Origin of the sequence: Nonomuraea maritima, from assembly GCF_900100395.1 — a bacterium.
In the GTDB taxonomy this organism is placed as follows: Bacteria; Actinomycetota; Actinomycetes; order Streptosporangiales; family Streptosporangiaceae; genus Nonomuraea; species Nonomuraea maritima.
In genome coordinates this window covers 214,436-230,702 of the sequence record NZ_FNFB01000003.1, presented here as the reverse complement: position 1 = coordinate 230,702, position 16,267 = coordinate 214,436, and the positions used below count along the sequence as shown (strand labels likewise).

The following is a 16,267-nucleotide window of genomic DNA, read 5'->3' as shown; positions in this document are numbered from 1 at the left end:
TAGGTAACCCTTACTTAGGCAAGGCTAACCTACACTTGCTCGCGTCCTCAAGGAGCCGCCATGCTGCCGATCCCCGAACGGGTCCGCACCCTCGCCGCGACCTCCGGCGTCGCCAAGCTCACCGTCGACGGCGCCCCCTCCCCCGTCCGCGGCGGCGTGGACACGCGCGGGCGGCCCGTGCTGCTCGTCCTGCCCGGCGAGCCCCTGCACGGGGTGCGGGAGGACGCCGTGGCGGCGGTCGACCTGACGGCGACGCGGCGGCTCGGCCAGGACACGCACCCGCGCGCGATCATCGAGGTGCAGGGGTGGGCGGAGCCCGTGCCGGAGGAGGAGGCGCGCGCCGCGGCGGTGACCGTGGCATCCCACCGCGCCGACGAGGCCCTGTTCGAGGCGCTGGAGGGGTACGGGCGTCCGGACGCTCCCCGGCTGCTGCGGCTGGACGTGGGCCAGGTCGTCTACCTGACCGGCCAGGAGTCGGGGATGCTGGACGCCGGCGACTACCTCGACGCCTCCCCCGACCCGCTGACGGAGGTGGCCGAGCGGGTGCTGGCCCACGTCAACGAGTCGCACCGGGCGCAGCTCGCGGCGGGCGTCGCCCGCCGGCTCGGCGAGCCCGCCGAGGAGGTGTGGCTGTGGGAGCTGGACCGCCTGGGAGCCACCGTACGGGTCGGCGACTCGCTGCTGCGCTTCCCGTGGCCGTCCGCCGCCCACTCCGCCCTGTCGCTGGAGACGTCGCTGCGCGCCCTGCTGTGCACCTGCTGAGCCGGCCGGTCTCCTAGCCGACCGGGCGCGGGGTCAGGTCCTCGGCGCGCAGGGACGTGACGGACATGCTCTCGTCGACGGCCTCGGGCGACAGGACGTGGTCGAGCACCATCACCGCGCAGCCGCTGATGCCCGCGCCCGCGCCGAGCCGGCTCGGCTCGATGCGCAGCCGCCGGGTCGCCAGGGCGGTGGAGCGCCGGTAGACGACCTCGCGGATGCTCGACACGAGCGGGCCGAACGCCTCGGCCACGTCGCCGCCCAGCACCACGACCGCCGGGTTGAGGATGTTGACCGCCCCGGCGAGGACCTCGCCGATCCGGCGCCCGGCCTCGCGCACGGTCGCCATCGTCTCGGCGTCACCGGCCCGGACGAGCGCGGTCACGTCGGCGATCGTCTTGACGTCCTTGCCGAGGGCGCGCAGGTCGCGCAGCAGGGCGGTGCCGCTGGCCACCGAATCGACGCAGTCGGTGTTGCCGCAGCGGCACAGCACGCCGCCGCCGTCCTTGACCGGGATGTGGCCGATCTCGCCCGCCGCGCCGAGGGCGCCGCGCAGGATGCCGCCGCCCGCGATCACCCCGGCGCCGATCCTGGTGGAGACCTTGACGAACATGAGGTCGCTCAGGTCGGGGTAGATGCCGCGGTGCTCGCCGATGGCCAGCACGTTCACGTCGTTGTCCACGAGCACGGGCACGGGGAAGCGCTCGCGGATGATGGGCGGGATCACCACGCCCGTCCAGGTCGCCATGACGCGGGCGCTCTCCGTACGGCCCTCGGCGAACTCGACGGTGGCGGGCACGCCCATCCCGACGCCTCTGATCATCGAGCGCGGCCGGTCGCCGAGCAGCTCCTCCCAGGTGTCCATGAGGAGCGGCAGGACCACGTCGGGGCCCGCCTCGACATCCATCGCGAACTCGCGGCCGGCGAGCTCGACCCCGGCCAGGTCGCAGACGGCCACGCGGGTGCGGCTCGCGCCGAGCGCGGCCACCAGCACCACGCCACCCGAGGCGTTGAACTCCAGCCGGACGGGAGGACGCCCGCCCGTCGAGGGGGCATCGGTGCGTTCGACGACGAGCCCGCGTTCCAGCAGCTCGCCGACGCGCAGCTGCACGGCGGGGCGGGACAGGCCGGTCGCCCTGCCGAGCTCGGCCCGCGTGACGGCCTCGCCGGTGCGGATGAGACGGAGCACCTCGCCACTCGTGGCGAGGGCTGCGGCAGTACGTCGAGGCATCGCCTTAGTGAACCACACAGGCTTGTGTAATGAAAAGTCGTGACTTTTTCATCTCAGATACCAAAACTCCGCTTGTGTGCGACCCAAACTCTCGTTAGTGTCCGTTCTGTCCACGCTCGGCAGATCATCGGAGCTTCACCGTGTCCCCCGCAGTGCCCACCCACCAGGAAGCCGGTTCGCAGGCCGGCCAGCCCCACCTCGCCGACCTCGTCGTCTTCGGCGGCACGGGCGACCTGTCCATGCGCAAGCTGATCCCGGCGCTCTACCACGCCGACCGGGACGGCCGTCTGGCGCCGCAGACCCGCGTCATCGCCATGTCCCGCGGCGGACTGACCGACGATGACTTCCGCGGCAAGGTGGACGCCGAGGTACGCGGCCAGGTGCCGATCGACGACCCTGAGATGTGGCAGCGCTTCCTCGGCCGCCTGCACCACGTGTCGGTCGACGTCGGCAGCGACGACAAGTCCGGCTGGGACGGGCTGGCCAAGCTGCTCGCCGGCCACGAGGAGCGCGACCGCGTCTACTACCTCGCCAGCCCGCCGCGCACGTTCGGCCCGTTCTGCCGCGAGCTGCAGGGGGCCGGCCTGGTGACTCCGCACTCGCGCGTGGTGCTGGAGAAGCCGCTCGGCAACGACCTGCGCAGCGCGCAGGCCATCAACGACGAGGTCGGTGCCATCTTCGACGAGCACCAGATCTTCCGCATCGACCACTACCTGGGCAAGGAGACGGTCCAGAACCTGCTGGTGCTGCGCTTCGCCAACGCCTTCCTCGAGCCGATCTGGAACTCGCTGTGGATCGACCACGTCCAGATCACCGTGGCCGAGACCGTCGGCACGCCCGGCCGGCGCGGCTACTACGACCACGCGGGCGCGCTGCGCGACATGGTGCAGAACCACCTGCTCCAGCTGCTCACGCTGACCGCGATGGAGGCCCCGGCGCGCAACGACCGTGAGGCCGTCCGCGACGAGAAGGTCAAGGTGCTGCAGGCGCTGCGGCCGATCATCGGCGGCGAGGTCGGCCGTTTCACCGTGCGCGGCCAGTACACCGAGGCCGGCGACATGCCGGGCTACCTCGACGAGCCCGGCTCCACGCCGCCCACGGAGGCCTCGCGGCAGGTGGAGACGTTCACCGCGATCCGGGCCGAGATCAAGAACTGGCGCTGGGCGGGTGTGCCGTTCTACCTGCGCACCGGCAAGCGGATGCCGTACCGGCGTTCCGAGATCGTGGTGCAGTTCAAGGACGTACCGCACTCCATCTTCCCTGGCGGCTCCCCCAACCGGCTCATCCTGCGTCTGCAGCCGGAGGAGGGCATCGAGCTGCACATCATGGCCAAGGAGCCGGGCGCGGGCGAGACGACGCTGCGGCCGGTGCCGCTGTCACTGAGCTTCGGCGAGACGTTCACGGCCCGGGTACCTGAGGCGTACGAGCGGCTGCTGACCGACGTGCTGGCCGGCAACCCGACGCTGTTCATGCGGCGCGACGAGGTCGAGGCCGCCTGGCGGTGGATCGACCCGATCCTCGAGGCATGGAAGGCCGACCCCGCCCTGCCGGAGCCGTACGCCGCCGGGACCACGGGCCCCGCCGCGGCCCACGAGCTGCTCAGCCGCAGCGGTCGTGCCTGGCACGACCAGGAGGATGTGTGACCGATCGTGACCCCGGGTTCGCCCCGATGAAGGAGTGTCCATGAACCCCGTCGTCCAGGAGATCACCGACCGGATCGCCGAGCGCAGCGCCGCAAGCCGGTCCGCCTACCTGGAGCGGATCCGGCGGGACGGCGAGGCCGCGCGGGCGAAGGGCCCCGCGCGGGCGCACCTGGGCTGCGCCAACCTCGCGCACGGCTTCGCGGGCGCTCCGGCCGAGGACAAGCTCGCCCTGCGGGCTGTCAGCAGCACCGCCAAGCCGGGCGTGGCCATCGTGACGAGCTACAACGACATGCTGTCGGCGCACCAGCCGTACGAGACGTACCCGCCGGAGCTGAAGGCCGCGGTGCGCGCGGCCGGCGGCGTGGCGCAGGTGGCGGGCGGCGTGCCCGCCATGTGCGACGGCATCACGCAGGGCCGCGACGGCATGCAGCTGTCCCTCTACAGCCGCGACGTCATCGCCATGGCCACCGCGATCGCGCTGTCACACGACATGTTCGACGCGTCGCTGCTGCTGGGCGTGTGCGACAAGATCGTCCCGGGACTGTTCATCGGGGCGCTGCACTTCGGGCACCTGCCCGCGATCTTCGTGCCGGCCGGGCCGATGACCTCGGGCCTGCCCAACAAGGTCAAGGCCCGCACCCGCCAGCTGTTCGCCGAGGGCAAGGTGGGCCGCGACGAGCTGCTCGACGCCGAGGCGAAGTCGTACCACTCGCCCGGCACCTGCACCTTCTACGGCACCGCCAACTCCAACCAGGCGCTGCTGGAGGTCATGGGCCTGCACCTGCCGGGCTCGACGTTCGTCAACCCGCACACCGAGCTGCGCCACGCCCTGACGCAGGCGGCCGGCCGCCGGGCGGTGGAGATCACCGCGCACGGCGCGGAGTACACCCCGATCGGCGAGCTGGTCGACGAGAAGTCGATCGTGAACGCCTGCGTCGCGCTGCTCGCCACCGGCGGGTCCACGAACCACACGCTGCACCTGGTGGCCATGGCCGCCGCCGCGGGCATCGTGCTGACCTGGGACGACCTGGCCTGCCTGTCGAAGGTCGTGCCGTCGCTCACCAGGATCTACCCGAACGGCCAGGCGGACGTGAACCACTTCCGCGACGCCGGCGGCATGCAGGTGCTCATCGGCGACCTGCTGGACGAGGGCCTGCTGCACGGCGACGTGATGACCGTCGCCGGTCCGGGTCTCGACCGCTACCGCGAGGCTCCCGAGCTGGTCGACGGCGAGCCGGCCTGGGCGCCGGTCACCGGCGGCAGCGCCGACCTCGACGTGCTGCGCCCGGTCGCGCGGCCGTTCGCCGAGGACGGCGGCATCCACATGGTGGAGGGCAACCTCGGCCGGGCGGTCAGCAAGGTGTCGGCGGTCAAGCCGGAGCACCTGGTGATCGAGGCGCCGGCCAAGGTCTTCGACGACCAGCTCGACCTGCTGGCGGCGTTCGAGGCGGGCGAGCTGGACGGGCAGGACTTCGTGGCGGTCATCCGCTACCAGGGTCCGAGCGCGAACGGCATGCCCGAGCTGCACAAGCTGACGCCGCCCATGGCCGTCCTCCTGGACCGGGGGCAGCGGGTGGCGATCGTGACGGACGGCCGCATGTCGGGCGCCTCCGGCAAGGTGCCCGCGGCCATCCACCTGTCGCCCGAGGCGGCCGACGGCGGGCCGATCGCGCTGGTGCGCGACGGCGACGTGATCAGGCTGGACTCGGCGGCGGGCACGCTGGAGCTGCTGGTTCCCGCCGACGAGCTGGCCCGCCGCACGCCGGAGGGCCGTCCGCTGAGCGACGCGCAGTGGGTCGGGACCGGGCGTGAGCTGTTCGCCGTCTTCCGCCGCATGGCGGGTCCGGCCGAGCTGGGCGCGAGCGTCTTCGGGGTGAGCGGCGCCGAGTCGGCGCAGCACGGCCCCGGGCTCGGGTTCCCCGCCCAGGCGGGTTTCTCGCACCTGGAGACGGAGGCTCCGGCGGGTCCGCGTCCCGCCGGTCTGCCGCGGTGAGCCGCGCTTCGGATCCCGCCGCGCGCGGGATCCGGCCCAGCAGGAAGCTCGGCGCCGGACGTGGCATCCTTCCAGGTAATCGTGACATCGTCCCGGACGCCGGAGGTATGCGTGGGGGCCTTTGAATTTCCGTGGCTCGTCGCCGACATCGGGGGGACCAACGCCAGATTCGGACTGGTCACCTCGCCGGACGCGCGGCCGTCGAACGTGGCGGTGCTGGCCGGCGCCGACCATCCGACCCTTCCAGAAGCCGTGGCCGCCTATCTCGCCGAGCACGCGGGCGGAGTGCGGCCGGGGGCGGCCTGCCTGGCCCTGGCCGGACCGATCGAGGGCGACTGCTACCGGCTCACCAACTCGTCGTGGGCCGGGTCGGTACGCGAACTCGGCGTGCCGTTCGCCGCGCTGCTCAACGACTTCGAGGCGCTGGCCGTGTCGCTGCCGCACCTCGACGCCGACGACCTCGTCTCGCTGGGCGGGCCGCCGCCCGGCGAGGGGGTGAAGGCGGTGCTGGGCCCGGGCACCGGGCTCGGCGTCGGCGGGCTGGTTCCCTCGCGCGAGGGCTGGACGCCGGTGCCCGGCGAGGGCGGGCACGTCACGGTCCCGGTGGTGGAGCCGCGCGAGTTCGAGATCGTCCGGGCACTGCGGTCGCAGGGGCTCCCCCACGTGGTGGCCGAGCACCTGCTGTCCGGGCCGGGCCTGGTGCGGCTGCACCGGGCGCTGGCCGAGGTGAACGGCGTCACCGCGCCCGAGCTGACGGCCTCGCAGATCGCGGCGCGGGCGGACGACCCGCTGTGCGCCGAGACGGTCGAGGTGTTCTGCGCGATGCTGGGGAGTTTCGCCGGGAACGTGGCGCTGACGCTCGGCGCCCGGGGAGGGGTCTACCTGGGTGGCGGTGTGCTGCCCCGTATCGTGGACCGCGTGCGCACCAGCGACTTCCGCACACGTTTCACCGACAACCCCGACATGTCGCACTATCTGGCGGCTATCGGGACCGTGCTGATCGTCGCGTCCCAGCCGGCGCTCACCGGCGCCGCCGCGTGGCTGCGCCAGCGCGCCCGCACGGAGATCGCGAAGTGAGCCGGCGCCTGCCCGGTGGCGCCCGGCCCGACCATGGAACACACGGCCGGACACGTCCGGCCGACGAGGAGAAGAACACATGAGCCTGCTCGATCTCGCCCCCGTGATCCCCGTCGTGGTGATCGACGACGTCGCGACCGCCGTCCCGCTGGCCCGGGCGCTGGTGGCCGGGGGTCTTCCGGTCATCGAGGTCACCCTGCGCACGCCGGCCGCCCGTGAGGCCATCGCCCGGATCGCCGACGAGGTGCCCGAGGCGACCGTGGGCGCGGGCACCATCCGGACGAACGATGACATCGCGGCGTCCGTGGCGGCCGGGGCGCGGTTCCTCGTCTCGCCGGGCACGACGCTGTCGCTGGTCGAGGCGATGGACGCGAGCGGCGTCCCGTACCTGCCGGGCGCGGCGACCGTGTCCGAGGTGATGGCGCTGGTCGAGCGCGGCATCAAGGAGCTCAAGTTCTTCCCGGCCGAGGCGGCGGGCGGCGTGGCGTACCTCAAGTCGCTGGCCGGGCCGCTGCCTGACGTGCGCTTCTGCCCGACCGGCGGCATCCGGGTCGACACCGCCGCCGACTACCTCGCGCTGCCGAACGTCGGCTGCGTCGGCGGCAGCTGGCTGACCCCGGCCGACGCGCTGGCGTCCGGCGACTGGGACCGCGTCAAGAAGCTCGCCGCCGAGGCCGCCGCTCTGGGCTGACCTCCCTCCACCGGCCCGGCCCGGCGTCGACAATGATCGGCCGCGCGTCCAGGCCACGGGCGCGCAGGTGCTCGACCAGCGCCTCAAGCGCCAGGTCATATCGGCATCGGATGGTGCCGTCCGCCGGTTCGGCGCGTGGCGCCACGATGGCATGATCGCGACATGCGGATTCGCCGGGCTGTTGTCGACGATGCTCAACGTATTGCCGAGGTTCACGTGCGGTCCTGGCAGAAGGGATACCACGGGCTGTTGCCGCAGCCGTTTCTCGACGGGTTACATCCATCGCAGCGTGTGCCGCGGCGGAAGCTGATCATCCAGCAGGCGGCATGGCCATGCCGGGGCACGCTCGTCGCGGAGGATGCCCGTGATGTGGTCGGCTTCACCGATCTCTGCCCCACTCGGGACGACGACCGTGATGCCGTAGAGGTAGGGGAGATCGGCTCGTTCTACGTGCTGCCCGCCGCCTGGAGGCGCGGTGTTGGACGCGAGTTGATGACAGCGGCGATGCTCGCGCTCAGGGCGGCGAACTTCTCTTCTGCCACTCTGTGGGTACTGGAGGGAAATGTCCGTGCGATTCGGTTCTACGAACGGATGGGCTGGCAGCCGGACGGCGCCGTCAAGAACGCCGTGACAGGCGGGATCGCGGTCCGTGAGCTGCGGTATCGGTGTGAGTTCAGCTGACCACCCGCCAGGACGTGTCGCAGACCACGCGCAGCCGGAGCGGCTCGCGGGTCGGCGTTGTCGCCGTAGGCGGCATCGGCCACCACCACTGCGGGTGCTGCTCCCCCGAACGGCGCGTTCGTCCGGCATCTCCACGGCCATCTGTCATGTCGGGCGATGTGCCGTCCCGCGTCGGTCCTCGCAGATGGCCTCTGGCCCGATGATCGGAACGGGCTGATGGGTGAGCACCTCATGCGCGAGTGCGGAGTCACCCGCATCCGAACACCCTCCGACCAGCCCCAACAGGACTGCTAGCTCCAGATCGAGACGTGTACCGGGGGGCGGAAGCGGCTGCGGGGGATGCCGTCGTCCGGGGTGCGCATGACCTGGGTGGCGGCCGGGGTCGTCAGGAAGTCGAGGAACGCGTCGGCGGCGGCCGGGCGGTGGGGCGGCTCCAGGGTGGTGGCGTACCAGTAGGCGGACAGCGGGGTCACGGCGGTCTCGACCGGCACGAGGTCGCCCCTGCGCAGTTGGGAGGCCACCAGGTGGGCGGTGGCCGGCGCGACCCCCGCGCCCTCGGCCGCCGCCTTCCACGCCGCCGTCTGGTTGGCGAAGACCCGTACGCGTGACTCCTGGACGCGCAGCAGCCGCAGCAGCCGGCTGGTGTCGCTGGCCGGGTCGGTGCCCGACGGGCCCACCAGCCAGTGGTCGCGGCGGCCGTGCGGGGAGCCGACCACGATGAGGCGGCAGCGCAGCACCGGACGGCTCGCCAGCCCCGCCCCCGTGACCTGTGCGCCGAGGGCGACGTCGGCCAGCCGGCTCGCCAGCAGCAGCGGCAGCTCCGCCGTCGGCGCCACCCCGCTGGAGGCGTCGACCGGGCGGCGCTGGGTGAACAGGCAGAGCAGCGGCCCGGCGACGTACTCGGCGAGGTCGTTGGCCATGACGACGTGCAGGCGCGCCGGATGCCCGGCGCGGACGGCGGTGGTCGCCTCCGCGCCGAGCGCGACGATCTGCGCGGCGATGCCGACCAGCCGCCGCCCGCCCTCCGTGAGCACCATGCGGTCGCCGGATCGGGTGAGCAGCGGGTCGCCGAGATGCCGCCGCAGCTGGGCCAGCGACTGCGAGACGGCGGGCTCGCTGACGCCGAGCGCCCTTGCCGCGGCCTTGACGGAACCGAGGCGCGCCACGAAAACGAACGCGCCCAACTGGCTGAGGGTCACCCATTCTTCATAGATGGGGATTTCTCCTTAAGGAATCCCTTATTCGCCGATTGCCGTGGCAGATCGGTGACAGCACTGTGCTGTCATGCAGGTTCCCGCGAGGTTCGCCTACGAAAGAGCCGACAGCGTGCCCCACGCGCTCCAGCTGCTGGAGCGCTACGGCCCCGAGGCCCGCGTCGTGGCGGGCGGGCACAGCCTCATCCCCATGATGAAGCTCCGCCTGGCCCAGCCCGAGGCGTTGATCGACATCAACGGCCTGACCGAACTCGGGCAGATCACCGTCGAGGGCGAAGAACTGGTCATCGGCGCATTGGTACGGCACGCGGAATTGCTCGCCCACACCATTGCCACCGATCTTTTCCCGATATTTCGGGACGCAGAACGCGTGATCGCCGACCCGATCGTCCGCAATCGGGGCACCGTCGGCGGATCGCTGTGCCAGGCCGACCCGTCCGAGGACCTGTCGGCCGTCTTCTCGGCGCTGCGCGCCACGGCCGTCATCCAGGCCGGAGGCGCGCCTTCACGGAAGGTGCCGATCCGCGCGTTCCACCACGGCCCGTACGAGACCGCGGTCGAGCCCGGCGAGCTGCTCGTCCAGCTCCGGGTGCCGATCAGGACGGGCACGGGCAGCGCGTACGAGAAGGTCGAGCGGCGCGTCGGCGACTGGCCGGTGGCCGCGGCGGGAGCCGTCCTGCGGGTCGTGGACGGCGTGATCGAGCAGGCCGGCATCGGCCTGACGGCGGTCGGGGCCGAGCACTTCTGCTCCCCCGAGGCCGAGCGGTACCTCGAGGGCCGGCAGCCGGGCGAGGAGGCGTTCGCGCAGGCGGGCAGGATCGCCGCCGAGCACTGCGAGCCGCACGCCGACCAGCGCGGCCCGGCCGACTACAAGCGCCACCTGGCCGCCGAGCTGACCCGGCGCGCCCTGGCCGCGGCGGCGGAGAGGATCTGACATGCGCATCACGGTCTCCGTGAACGGGCAGCCGTACACCAGGGACGTCGAGCCGAGGCTGCTGCTCGTCCACTTCCTGCGCGACGAGCTGGGCCTGACCGGCACCCACTGGGGGTGCGACACCTCCAACTGCGGGGTGTGCACGGTGCGGCTGGACGGCGTGCCGGTCAAGTCGTGCACGGTGCTGGCCGTCATGGCCGACGGGCACGAGGTCACCACCGTGGAGGGCCTCGAACGCGACGGCGAGCTGGACGTCGTGCAGAAGGGGTTCGTGGAGTGCCACGGCCTGCAGTGCGGCTTCTGCACGCCGGGGATGCTGCTCACCGCGCGCTGGCTGCTGGAGCGCGACCCCGACCCCGACGAGGGCACGATCCGCGAGGCCATCTCGGGCCAGCTGTGCCGGTGCACCGGCTACGAGAACATCGTCCGCTCGATCCGCTGGGCGGCGGAGGCGCAGGCGCAGGCACAGCCACAGCCACAGTCACAGGCACAGGCACACGCACCGACGGACGCGGAGGCGCGACAGTGAGCTACGGACGCATGCACCGCAAGGAGGACGCCCGCTTCATCAGAGGGCGCGGCACCTACACCGACGACGTCCGGCTGCCCGGCATGCTGTACGGCGCGATCCTGCGCAGCCCGCACGCGCACGCGAGGATCGTCTCGGTCGACGCCTCGGCCGCCGAGGCGCACCCGAAGGTCCGGGCGGTCATCACCGGCCAGACCCTCGCAGGCCTCGGCCTGGCCTGGATGCCGACCCTGTCGCAGGACATCCAGGCGGTGCTGGCCACCGACAAGGTGCGCTTCCAGGGCCAGGAGGTCGCGTTCGTGGTGGCCGAGGACGCCTACTCGGCGCGCGACGCGCTGGAGCTGATCGACGTCGAGTACGAGCCCCTCGACGCCGTCGTGGACGCCAGGACGGCCCTCGACCAGGACGCCCCGGTCATCAGGGACGACCTGGAGGGGCGTACCGACAACCACCTCTTCGACTGGGAGGCCGGCGACCGGGCCCGTACCGACGCGATCTTCGAGCGGGCGGAGGTGAAGGTCGCGCAGGACATGCTCTACCCGCGCGTGCACCCGGCGCCGCTTGAGACGTGCGGCGCGGTCGCCGACTTCGACAAGGTCACCGGCAAGCTCACCGTGTGGTGCCCCACGCAGGCGCCGCACGCCCACAGGACGCTGTACGCGATGGTGGCCGGGCTGCCGGAGCACAAGATCCGGGTGATCTCCCCCGACATCGGCGGCGGCTTCGGCGGCAAGGTCGGCATCTACCCCGGGTACGTGTGCGCGATCGTCGGCTCGATCGTCACGGGCAGGCCGGTCAAGTGGATGGAGGACCGCTCAGAGAACCTCATGAGCACCTCCTTCGCCCGCGACTACCACATGCGCGGCGAGATCGCCGCGACCCGTGACGGGAAGATCCAGGCGATCCGCGTCAAGGTGCTGGCCGACCACGGCGCGTTCAACGGCACCGCGCAGCCGACCAAGTTCCCCGCCGGCTTCTTCCACGTCTTCTCCGGCTCCTACGACGTCGAGGCCGCGCACTGCGAGGTCACCGGCGTCTACACCAACAAGGCGCCCGGCGGCGTCGCCTACGCCTGCTCCTTCCGCGTCACCGAGGCCGTCTACCTGGTGGAGCGCATGGTGGACGTGCTCGCCGCCGAGCTCGGCACGGACCCGGCCGAGCTGCGGCTGCGCAACCTGCTGCGGCCGGAGCAGTTCCCGTACCACTCCCCCACCGGATGGGAGTACGACTCCGGCGACTACCCGCGCGCGCTGCGCCTGGCGCTCGACATGGCCGGCTACGACAAGCTCCGCGCGGAGCAGGCCGACCGGCGGGCCAGGGGCGAGCTGATGGGCATCGGCATCAGCTTCTTCACCGAGGCGGTCGGCGCCGGCCCGCGCAAGCACATGGACATCCTCGGCCTCGGCATGGCCGACGGGGCCGAGCTGCGCGTGCACCCGACGGGCAAGGCGGTGCTGCGGGTGTCGTGCCAGAGCCAGGGGCAGGGGCACGAGACCACGTTCGCCCAGATCGTCGGGCACGAGCTCGGCATCCCGGCCGACGACGTGGAGGTCGTGCACGGCGACACCGACCAGACCCCGTTCGGCCTCGGCACGTACGGCTCCCGCTCCACCCCCGTCTCCGGGGCCGCGGCGGCGATCGTGTCGAGGAAGGTCCGCGACCGGGCGCGGATCGTGGCGGCGGCCATGCTGGAGGCGTCGCCCGACGACCTGGAGTGGTCCGACGGCACGTGGTCGGTGGTGGGCGACCCGGCGAGCGGCAAGTCGCTGGCGGAGATCGCGCTGGCCGCTCACTCGAACCTGGAGCTGCCGGACGGCGTGGAGGGCCACCTGGACGCCGTCACCGTCTACAACCCGCCGAACCTCACCTATCCGTTCGGTGCGTACATCTGCGTCGTGGACGTGGACCCCGGCACCGGGCAGGTGCGGGTCCGACGGTTCGTCGCGGTGGACGACTGCGGCGTGCGGATCAACCCGATGATCGTCGAGGGGCAGATCCACGGCGGCCTGGCCGACGGGGTCGGGATGGCGCTCATGCAGGTGATGGCGTTCGACGAGGACGGCAACCACCTGGGCGCGTCGTTCATGGACTACCTGCTGCCGACGTCCATGGAGTGCCCGTCGTGGGAGCTGGGCGAGACCGTGACGCCGTCGCCCGCGCACCCGATCGGGGCCAAGGGCGTCGGCGAGTCGGCCACCGTCGGCTCCCCCGCCGCCGTGGTCAACGCGGTCGTCGACGCGCTCGCCCCGTACGGGGTGCGGCACGCGGACATGCCGCTGACCCCGGCGAACGTGTGGCGGGTCGTCAACGGCGACCCCTTCCGCACGGACCTGGCGATCTCGTGAGCGAGTTCCTCGGCATGCCGGCGTCCCGTCCCCGCGGCGGGGCGCCGGCACCCGGCCTGGACGACCGGCTCGCGCGGCTGCGGTCGGGGCGGGAGCCGTACGTGCTGGCCACGGTCGTGCGGGCGCAGCGGCCGACCAGCGCGCGGGCCGGCGACCGGGCGCTGGTGCTGCCCGACGGGACGATCGAGGGGTTCGTCGGCGGGGTCTGCGCGGCCGACACCGTCCGCGACCAGAGCCTGCGGCTGCTGCGCACCGGACGGGCCACGCTGCTGCGGATCTCCCCCGAGACGCGGGAGCGGCACGAGGAGGACGGCCTGGTCGCGGTGGGCCAGCCGTGCCTGTCCGGCGGCACGCTGGAGATCTTCCTGGAGGCGGTGCTGCCGCCCACGCTCGTGCGCGTGCACGGCGACAGCCCCATCGCGCGCGCGTTCGCCACGGTCGGCCGGGCACTCGGCTACGAGGTGGGATCAGGCTCCGTGGCCGAGGACCCGATCGCGCCGGGCACCTCGGCCGTGCTGGTCGCCTCGCACGGCGTCGGGGAGGAGCCGGTCCTGCGCGAGGCGCTCGCCGCGGGCGTGCCGTACGTCGGGCTGATCGCGAGCCGCGGACGGGGCGCGGCGGTGCTGGCCGGCGTCGAGGGCGGCGAGCGGGTGCACGTCCCCGCCGGACTGGACATAGGCGCCAGAACCCCCGCTGAAGTGGCGGTTTCCGTCTACGCGGAGATCATCCGATTGCGCTGGGACGGGTATCAGCGGGCGGCACCCGGGTAGGCATGGGAATGTCAAAACGCAGCCCCGGGAAGCCCCATCCGCTCCTCGGAGAGCGAAAGGGACATCCATGCCGACGCAAACGGTCACCCAGAGCCCGACGGTTCCCGACCAGCGCCCCGCGCCCCAGCCGGGCAGCCTCGAACGCGGGATCGACATCCTGATCGCGCTGGGCGCGTCCGACCACCCGGTGACGCTGGCGCAGGTGTGCCGTGCCACCGGGCTGCCGAAGTCGACCGCCCACCGGCTGCTCGGCGTGCTGTGCTCGCGCGGGCTGGCCAGGCGGACGGGCAACGCGTACGTACCGGGCGACCTGGCGTCGTCCATGGCAGGTCTGGCCCGTCCCCGCGTCCCCGGCACCCGCGCGGCCGTGCTGCCGTACCTGCTCTACCTGTACGAGACCACCCGGCAGACGGTGAACCTGGCCGTGCCGTCCGGGCTGGAGGCCCGTTACGTCGAGCGCCTGTACGGCCACAACCGGGTCCGCTCCCGCTCCGACGGGCTCGACCGGGCGCCGCTGCACTGCACGGCGACCGGGAAGGCACTGCTGGCGTTCGACCCGGCGCTGCGCCGCGAGGTGCCGGCGCGCGGCTCGTTCGAGCGGCTCACCCGCCGCACGATCACCGGCCTCGCGGCGCTGGAGCGCGAGCTGTCGCAGGTCAGGCGGCACGGGGTGGCGTACGCCCGTGAAGAGTTCACCGAGGGCGTGTCGTGCGTGGCCGCGCCGGTGTTCGGGCCGGACGGCCGGGTCCGCATGGCGGTGGGGGTGGCGGCCCCGGCGCACACGGCCTCGCTGGACCGGCTCGGCATCTCGGTGCGCGGCGCCGCCCAGGCGATCTCTGCCGCGCTCGCCACCTGACCGTTCCTGCCTCTGGAACGGTCCGCCTGTTCCGGTCTCCGGAACGACGACCGATCTCGGGGCCGGATGCGTTCCACTGGCCGAAACCCCGCATTGCGCGGGCGGCGTCCACGGCGATCACATCGAGACATGAACGCCCCACCCTCCCCGGAGACGCCCGTGCCCGGCAGGATCCGGCCCCCCGCCGCCGAGCCGTCCCCGGCCGGCGCGCGCCCGGGGGCCGGGTCGGGGAAGCTGCCGGCACCACGGGCGGCACGGCCGTGGGCGGGGCTCTCACGTGCCTAGGGGGCTGCCCAGGGCCTCCCTGCTGGAGAGCCTGAGGCTGGCCGGGATCCTGCTGCCCCCGGGGCACGTGACCCGTGGCCGCGACCTGCTGCGCTCGGGCGCGCTGCTGGCCGCCCTGGAGGCCCGGCACGGCGGCCGTCCCGTGCTGGTGCGGGGCGGTCCGCGCGGCCTGCGCGACCGGGCGCTGCTGGTGCTCGACCGGCACGACGCGGCGCGGGTGCTCCTCGGCCGGGACGACGGCTTCGCGCCGCCCGCCGACGAGCGGCCCTTCGCGCTGCGGGCCGACGTGCTGCGGGCCGAGGTGCTGCGTCCGGTGTTCGTCAGGATCGCGCAGGAGGAGGCCGCGGGGCTGAGGAGGGGCATCCTCGACCACGCGCGGCTGGACGCCGCCTGGCAGCGGGTGGCCAGGCGCTGCGTCTACGGCGACGGCGCGGCCTCCGACGAGGAGCTGACCCGGCTGCTGGAAGGCGTCATGCGCGGGAGCCGCCCGCACGCGCTCGGGCGGCGGGCGCCGCGCCGCCGGGAGGTGCTCTCCGGACGCTACGACGCCCGCATCCTCGACCACCTGCGCCGGGCCGAGCCGGGCAGCCTGGCCGGAATCATCGCGGGGACACCGCAGCCGGAGTCCCGCGGCCTCATGCAGGCGGCGTTCTGGCTGATGGGGCTGAGCCGCATCGCGGCCGGGCTGACGCAGACGCTGGCGCTGCTGGCCGCGCACCCGGCCCAGCGCAGGGCGGCCCGCGCCGATGCCGTGCACCTGCGCGCCTGCCTGCGCGAGGCGTTGCGGCTGTGGCCGCCGGTGCCGGCGCTGTCGCGGGTCACCCTCACCGAGACCGACTGGTACGGCTCCGTCCTGCCCGCGGGCGCCAGCGTGCTGGTGCCGCTCGCCGCCCACACCCGCAACCCCCGCCTGCCGTACGCCGACAGGTTCGCGCCCGAGATCTGGCGGGCCAACGGCGCGGCGGCGGACGAGTGGTGGGCCGGGCACGGCTGCGACGGCATGCAGCTGACGCTCGCCGTGGGCACGGCGTTCCTCGAGGCCATGCTGCGGGACGCGCGTCCGCTGCCGCACGGGCGGCTGCTGTCGGCGCACCGGCCGCTGCCGCGCACGATCGACGTGACGCGGCTGCGCGTCCGGATGCGCCCGCCGCGGCGGCATCCGGGTCGGAGCTAGTGTCCAACGGACACTGCCGACCTCCGTTAGAGTCTGGGGTACAAACGGGATGCCCGGCGGCGTAACGGTTCGGGTTCTCTCGGGA

At 73.1% G+C, this 16,267-nt stretch carries 14 protein-coding genes; 12 read left to right on the top strand and 2 right to left on the bottom strand.

The window, feature by feature from the left end; genetic code table 11:
* Window positions 1–60 precede the first annotated feature (60 nt).
* Window positions 61–762 carry a DUF2470 domain-containing protein gene (locus tag BLR04_RS07895; RefSeq protein WP_090761205.1) on the top strand — a complete coding sequence of 234 codons (702 nt, stop codon included), beginning with the start codon at window positions 61–63 and terminating at the stop codon, window positions 760–762.
* A gap of 13 nt (window positions 763–775) precedes the next feature.
* Here BLR04_RS07895 and BLR04_RS07890 read toward each other — a convergent pair whose 3' ends face one another.
* Complete coding sequence (locus BLR04_RS07890; protein ID WP_090761559.1) at window positions 776–1,990, bottom strand: ROK family transcriptional regulator; 1,215 nt, start codon at window positions 1,988–1,990, stop codon at window positions 776–778.
* Window positions 1,991–2,130: 140 nt separating this feature from the next.
* Here BLR04_RS07890 and zwf point away from each other — a divergent pair, with 140 nt between their 5' ends.
* From zwf to BLR04_RS07865, 5 genes are all read left to right on the top strand, one after another.
* Window positions 2,131–3,633 (top strand): glucose-6-phosphate dehydrogenase, encoded by a 1,503-nt coding sequence (gene zwf / locus BLR04_RS07885; RefSeq protein ID WP_393495689.1) that lies wholly within the window; start codon window positions 2,131–2,133, stop codon window positions 3,631–3,633.
* Between the two features lie 40 nt (window positions 3,634–3,673).
* Window positions 3,674–5,626, top strand: a complete 1,953-nt coding sequence (edd, locus tag BLR04_RS07880; RefSeq protein WP_090761203.1) for a phosphogluconate dehydratase — start codon at window positions 3,674–3,676, stop codon at window positions 5,624–5,626.
* 111 nt (window positions 5,627–5,737) lie between these two features.
* A complete protein-coding gene (glk, locus tag BLR04_RS07875; RefSeq protein WP_090761201.1) occupies window positions 5,738–6,703 on the top strand; it encodes a glucokinase in 966 nt (321 codons plus the stop codon).
* 79 nt (window positions 6,704–6,782) lie between these two features.
* The gene (eda, locus tag BLR04_RS07870) at window positions 6,783–7,394 is read left to right on the top strand and encodes a bifunctional 4-hydroxy-2-oxoglutarate aldolase/2-dehydro-3-deoxy-phosphogluconate aldolase (protein WP_090761199.1); all 612 of its coding nucleotides are present in this window, start codon (window positions 6,783–6,785) and stop codon (window positions 7,392–7,394) included.
* A 162-nt stretch (window positions 7,395–7,556) separates the two neighbouring features.
* Window positions 7,557–8,075 (top strand): GNAT family N-acetyltransferase, encoded by a 519-nt coding sequence (locus tag BLR04_RS07865; RefSeq protein WP_090761197.1) that lies wholly within the window; start codon window positions 7,557–7,559, stop codon window positions 8,073–8,075.
* A 290-nt stretch (window positions 8,076–8,365) separates the two neighbouring features.
* Here the strand turns inward: BLR04_RS07865 and BLR04_RS07860 are convergent, their stop codons facing one another.
* Window positions 8,366–9,259: a LysR family transcriptional regulator gene (locus BLR04_RS07860; RefSeq protein ID WP_245740096.1), complete on the bottom strand. Its 894-nt coding sequence runs from the start codon at window positions 9,257–9,259 to the stop codon at window positions 8,366–8,368.
* Between the two features lie 100 nt (window positions 9,260–9,359).
* Between BLR04_RS07860 and BLR04_RS07855 the strand changes: the two genes are divergently transcribed.
* From BLR04_RS07855 to BLR04_RS40490, 6 genes are all read left to right on the top strand, one after another.
* Window positions 9,360–10,223 carry an FAD binding domain-containing protein gene (locus BLR04_RS07855; RefSeq protein WP_090761194.1) on the top strand — a complete coding sequence of 288 codons (864 nt, stop codon included), beginning with the start codon at window positions 9,360–9,362 and terminating at the stop codon, window positions 10,221–10,223.
* A 1-nt stretch (window position 10,224) separates the two neighbouring features.
* Window positions 10,225–10,752, top strand: a complete 528-nt coding sequence (locus BLR04_RS07850; protein ID WP_090761192.1) for a (2Fe-2S)-binding protein — start codon at window positions 10,225–10,227, stop codon at window positions 10,750–10,752.
* Window positions 10,749–13,097, top strand: a complete 2,349-nt coding sequence (locus BLR04_RS07845) for an aerobic carbon-monoxide dehydrogenase large subunit (RefSeq protein ID WP_218128760.1) — start codon at window positions 10,749–10,751, stop codon at window positions 13,095–13,097. Before BLR04_RS07850 ends, BLR04_RS07845 begins: the two co-directional genes overlap by 4 nt.
* A complete protein-coding gene (locus BLR04_RS07840; protein ID WP_218128759.1) occupies window positions 13,094–13,867 on the top strand; it encodes an XdhC family protein in 774 nt (257 codons plus the stop codon). The genes BLR04_RS07845 and BLR04_RS07840 overlap by 4 nt, the downstream gene beginning before the upstream one ends.
* Window positions 13,868–13,934: 67 nt before the next feature.
* Window positions 13,935–14,723, top strand: coding sequence for an IclR family transcriptional regulator (locus BLR04_RS07835; RefSeq protein ID WP_090761190.1), 789 nt, complete (start codon window positions 13,935–13,937; stop codon window positions 14,721–14,723).
* Window positions 14,724–15,000: 277 nt separating this feature from the next.
* Window positions 15,001–16,182 carry a cytochrome P450 gene (locus BLR04_RS40490; RefSeq protein ID WP_176902993.1) on the top strand — a complete coding sequence of 394 codons (1,182 nt, stop codon included), beginning with the start codon at window positions 15,001–15,003 and terminating at the stop codon, window positions 16,180–16,182.
* Window positions 16,183–16,267 lie beyond the last annotated feature (85 nt).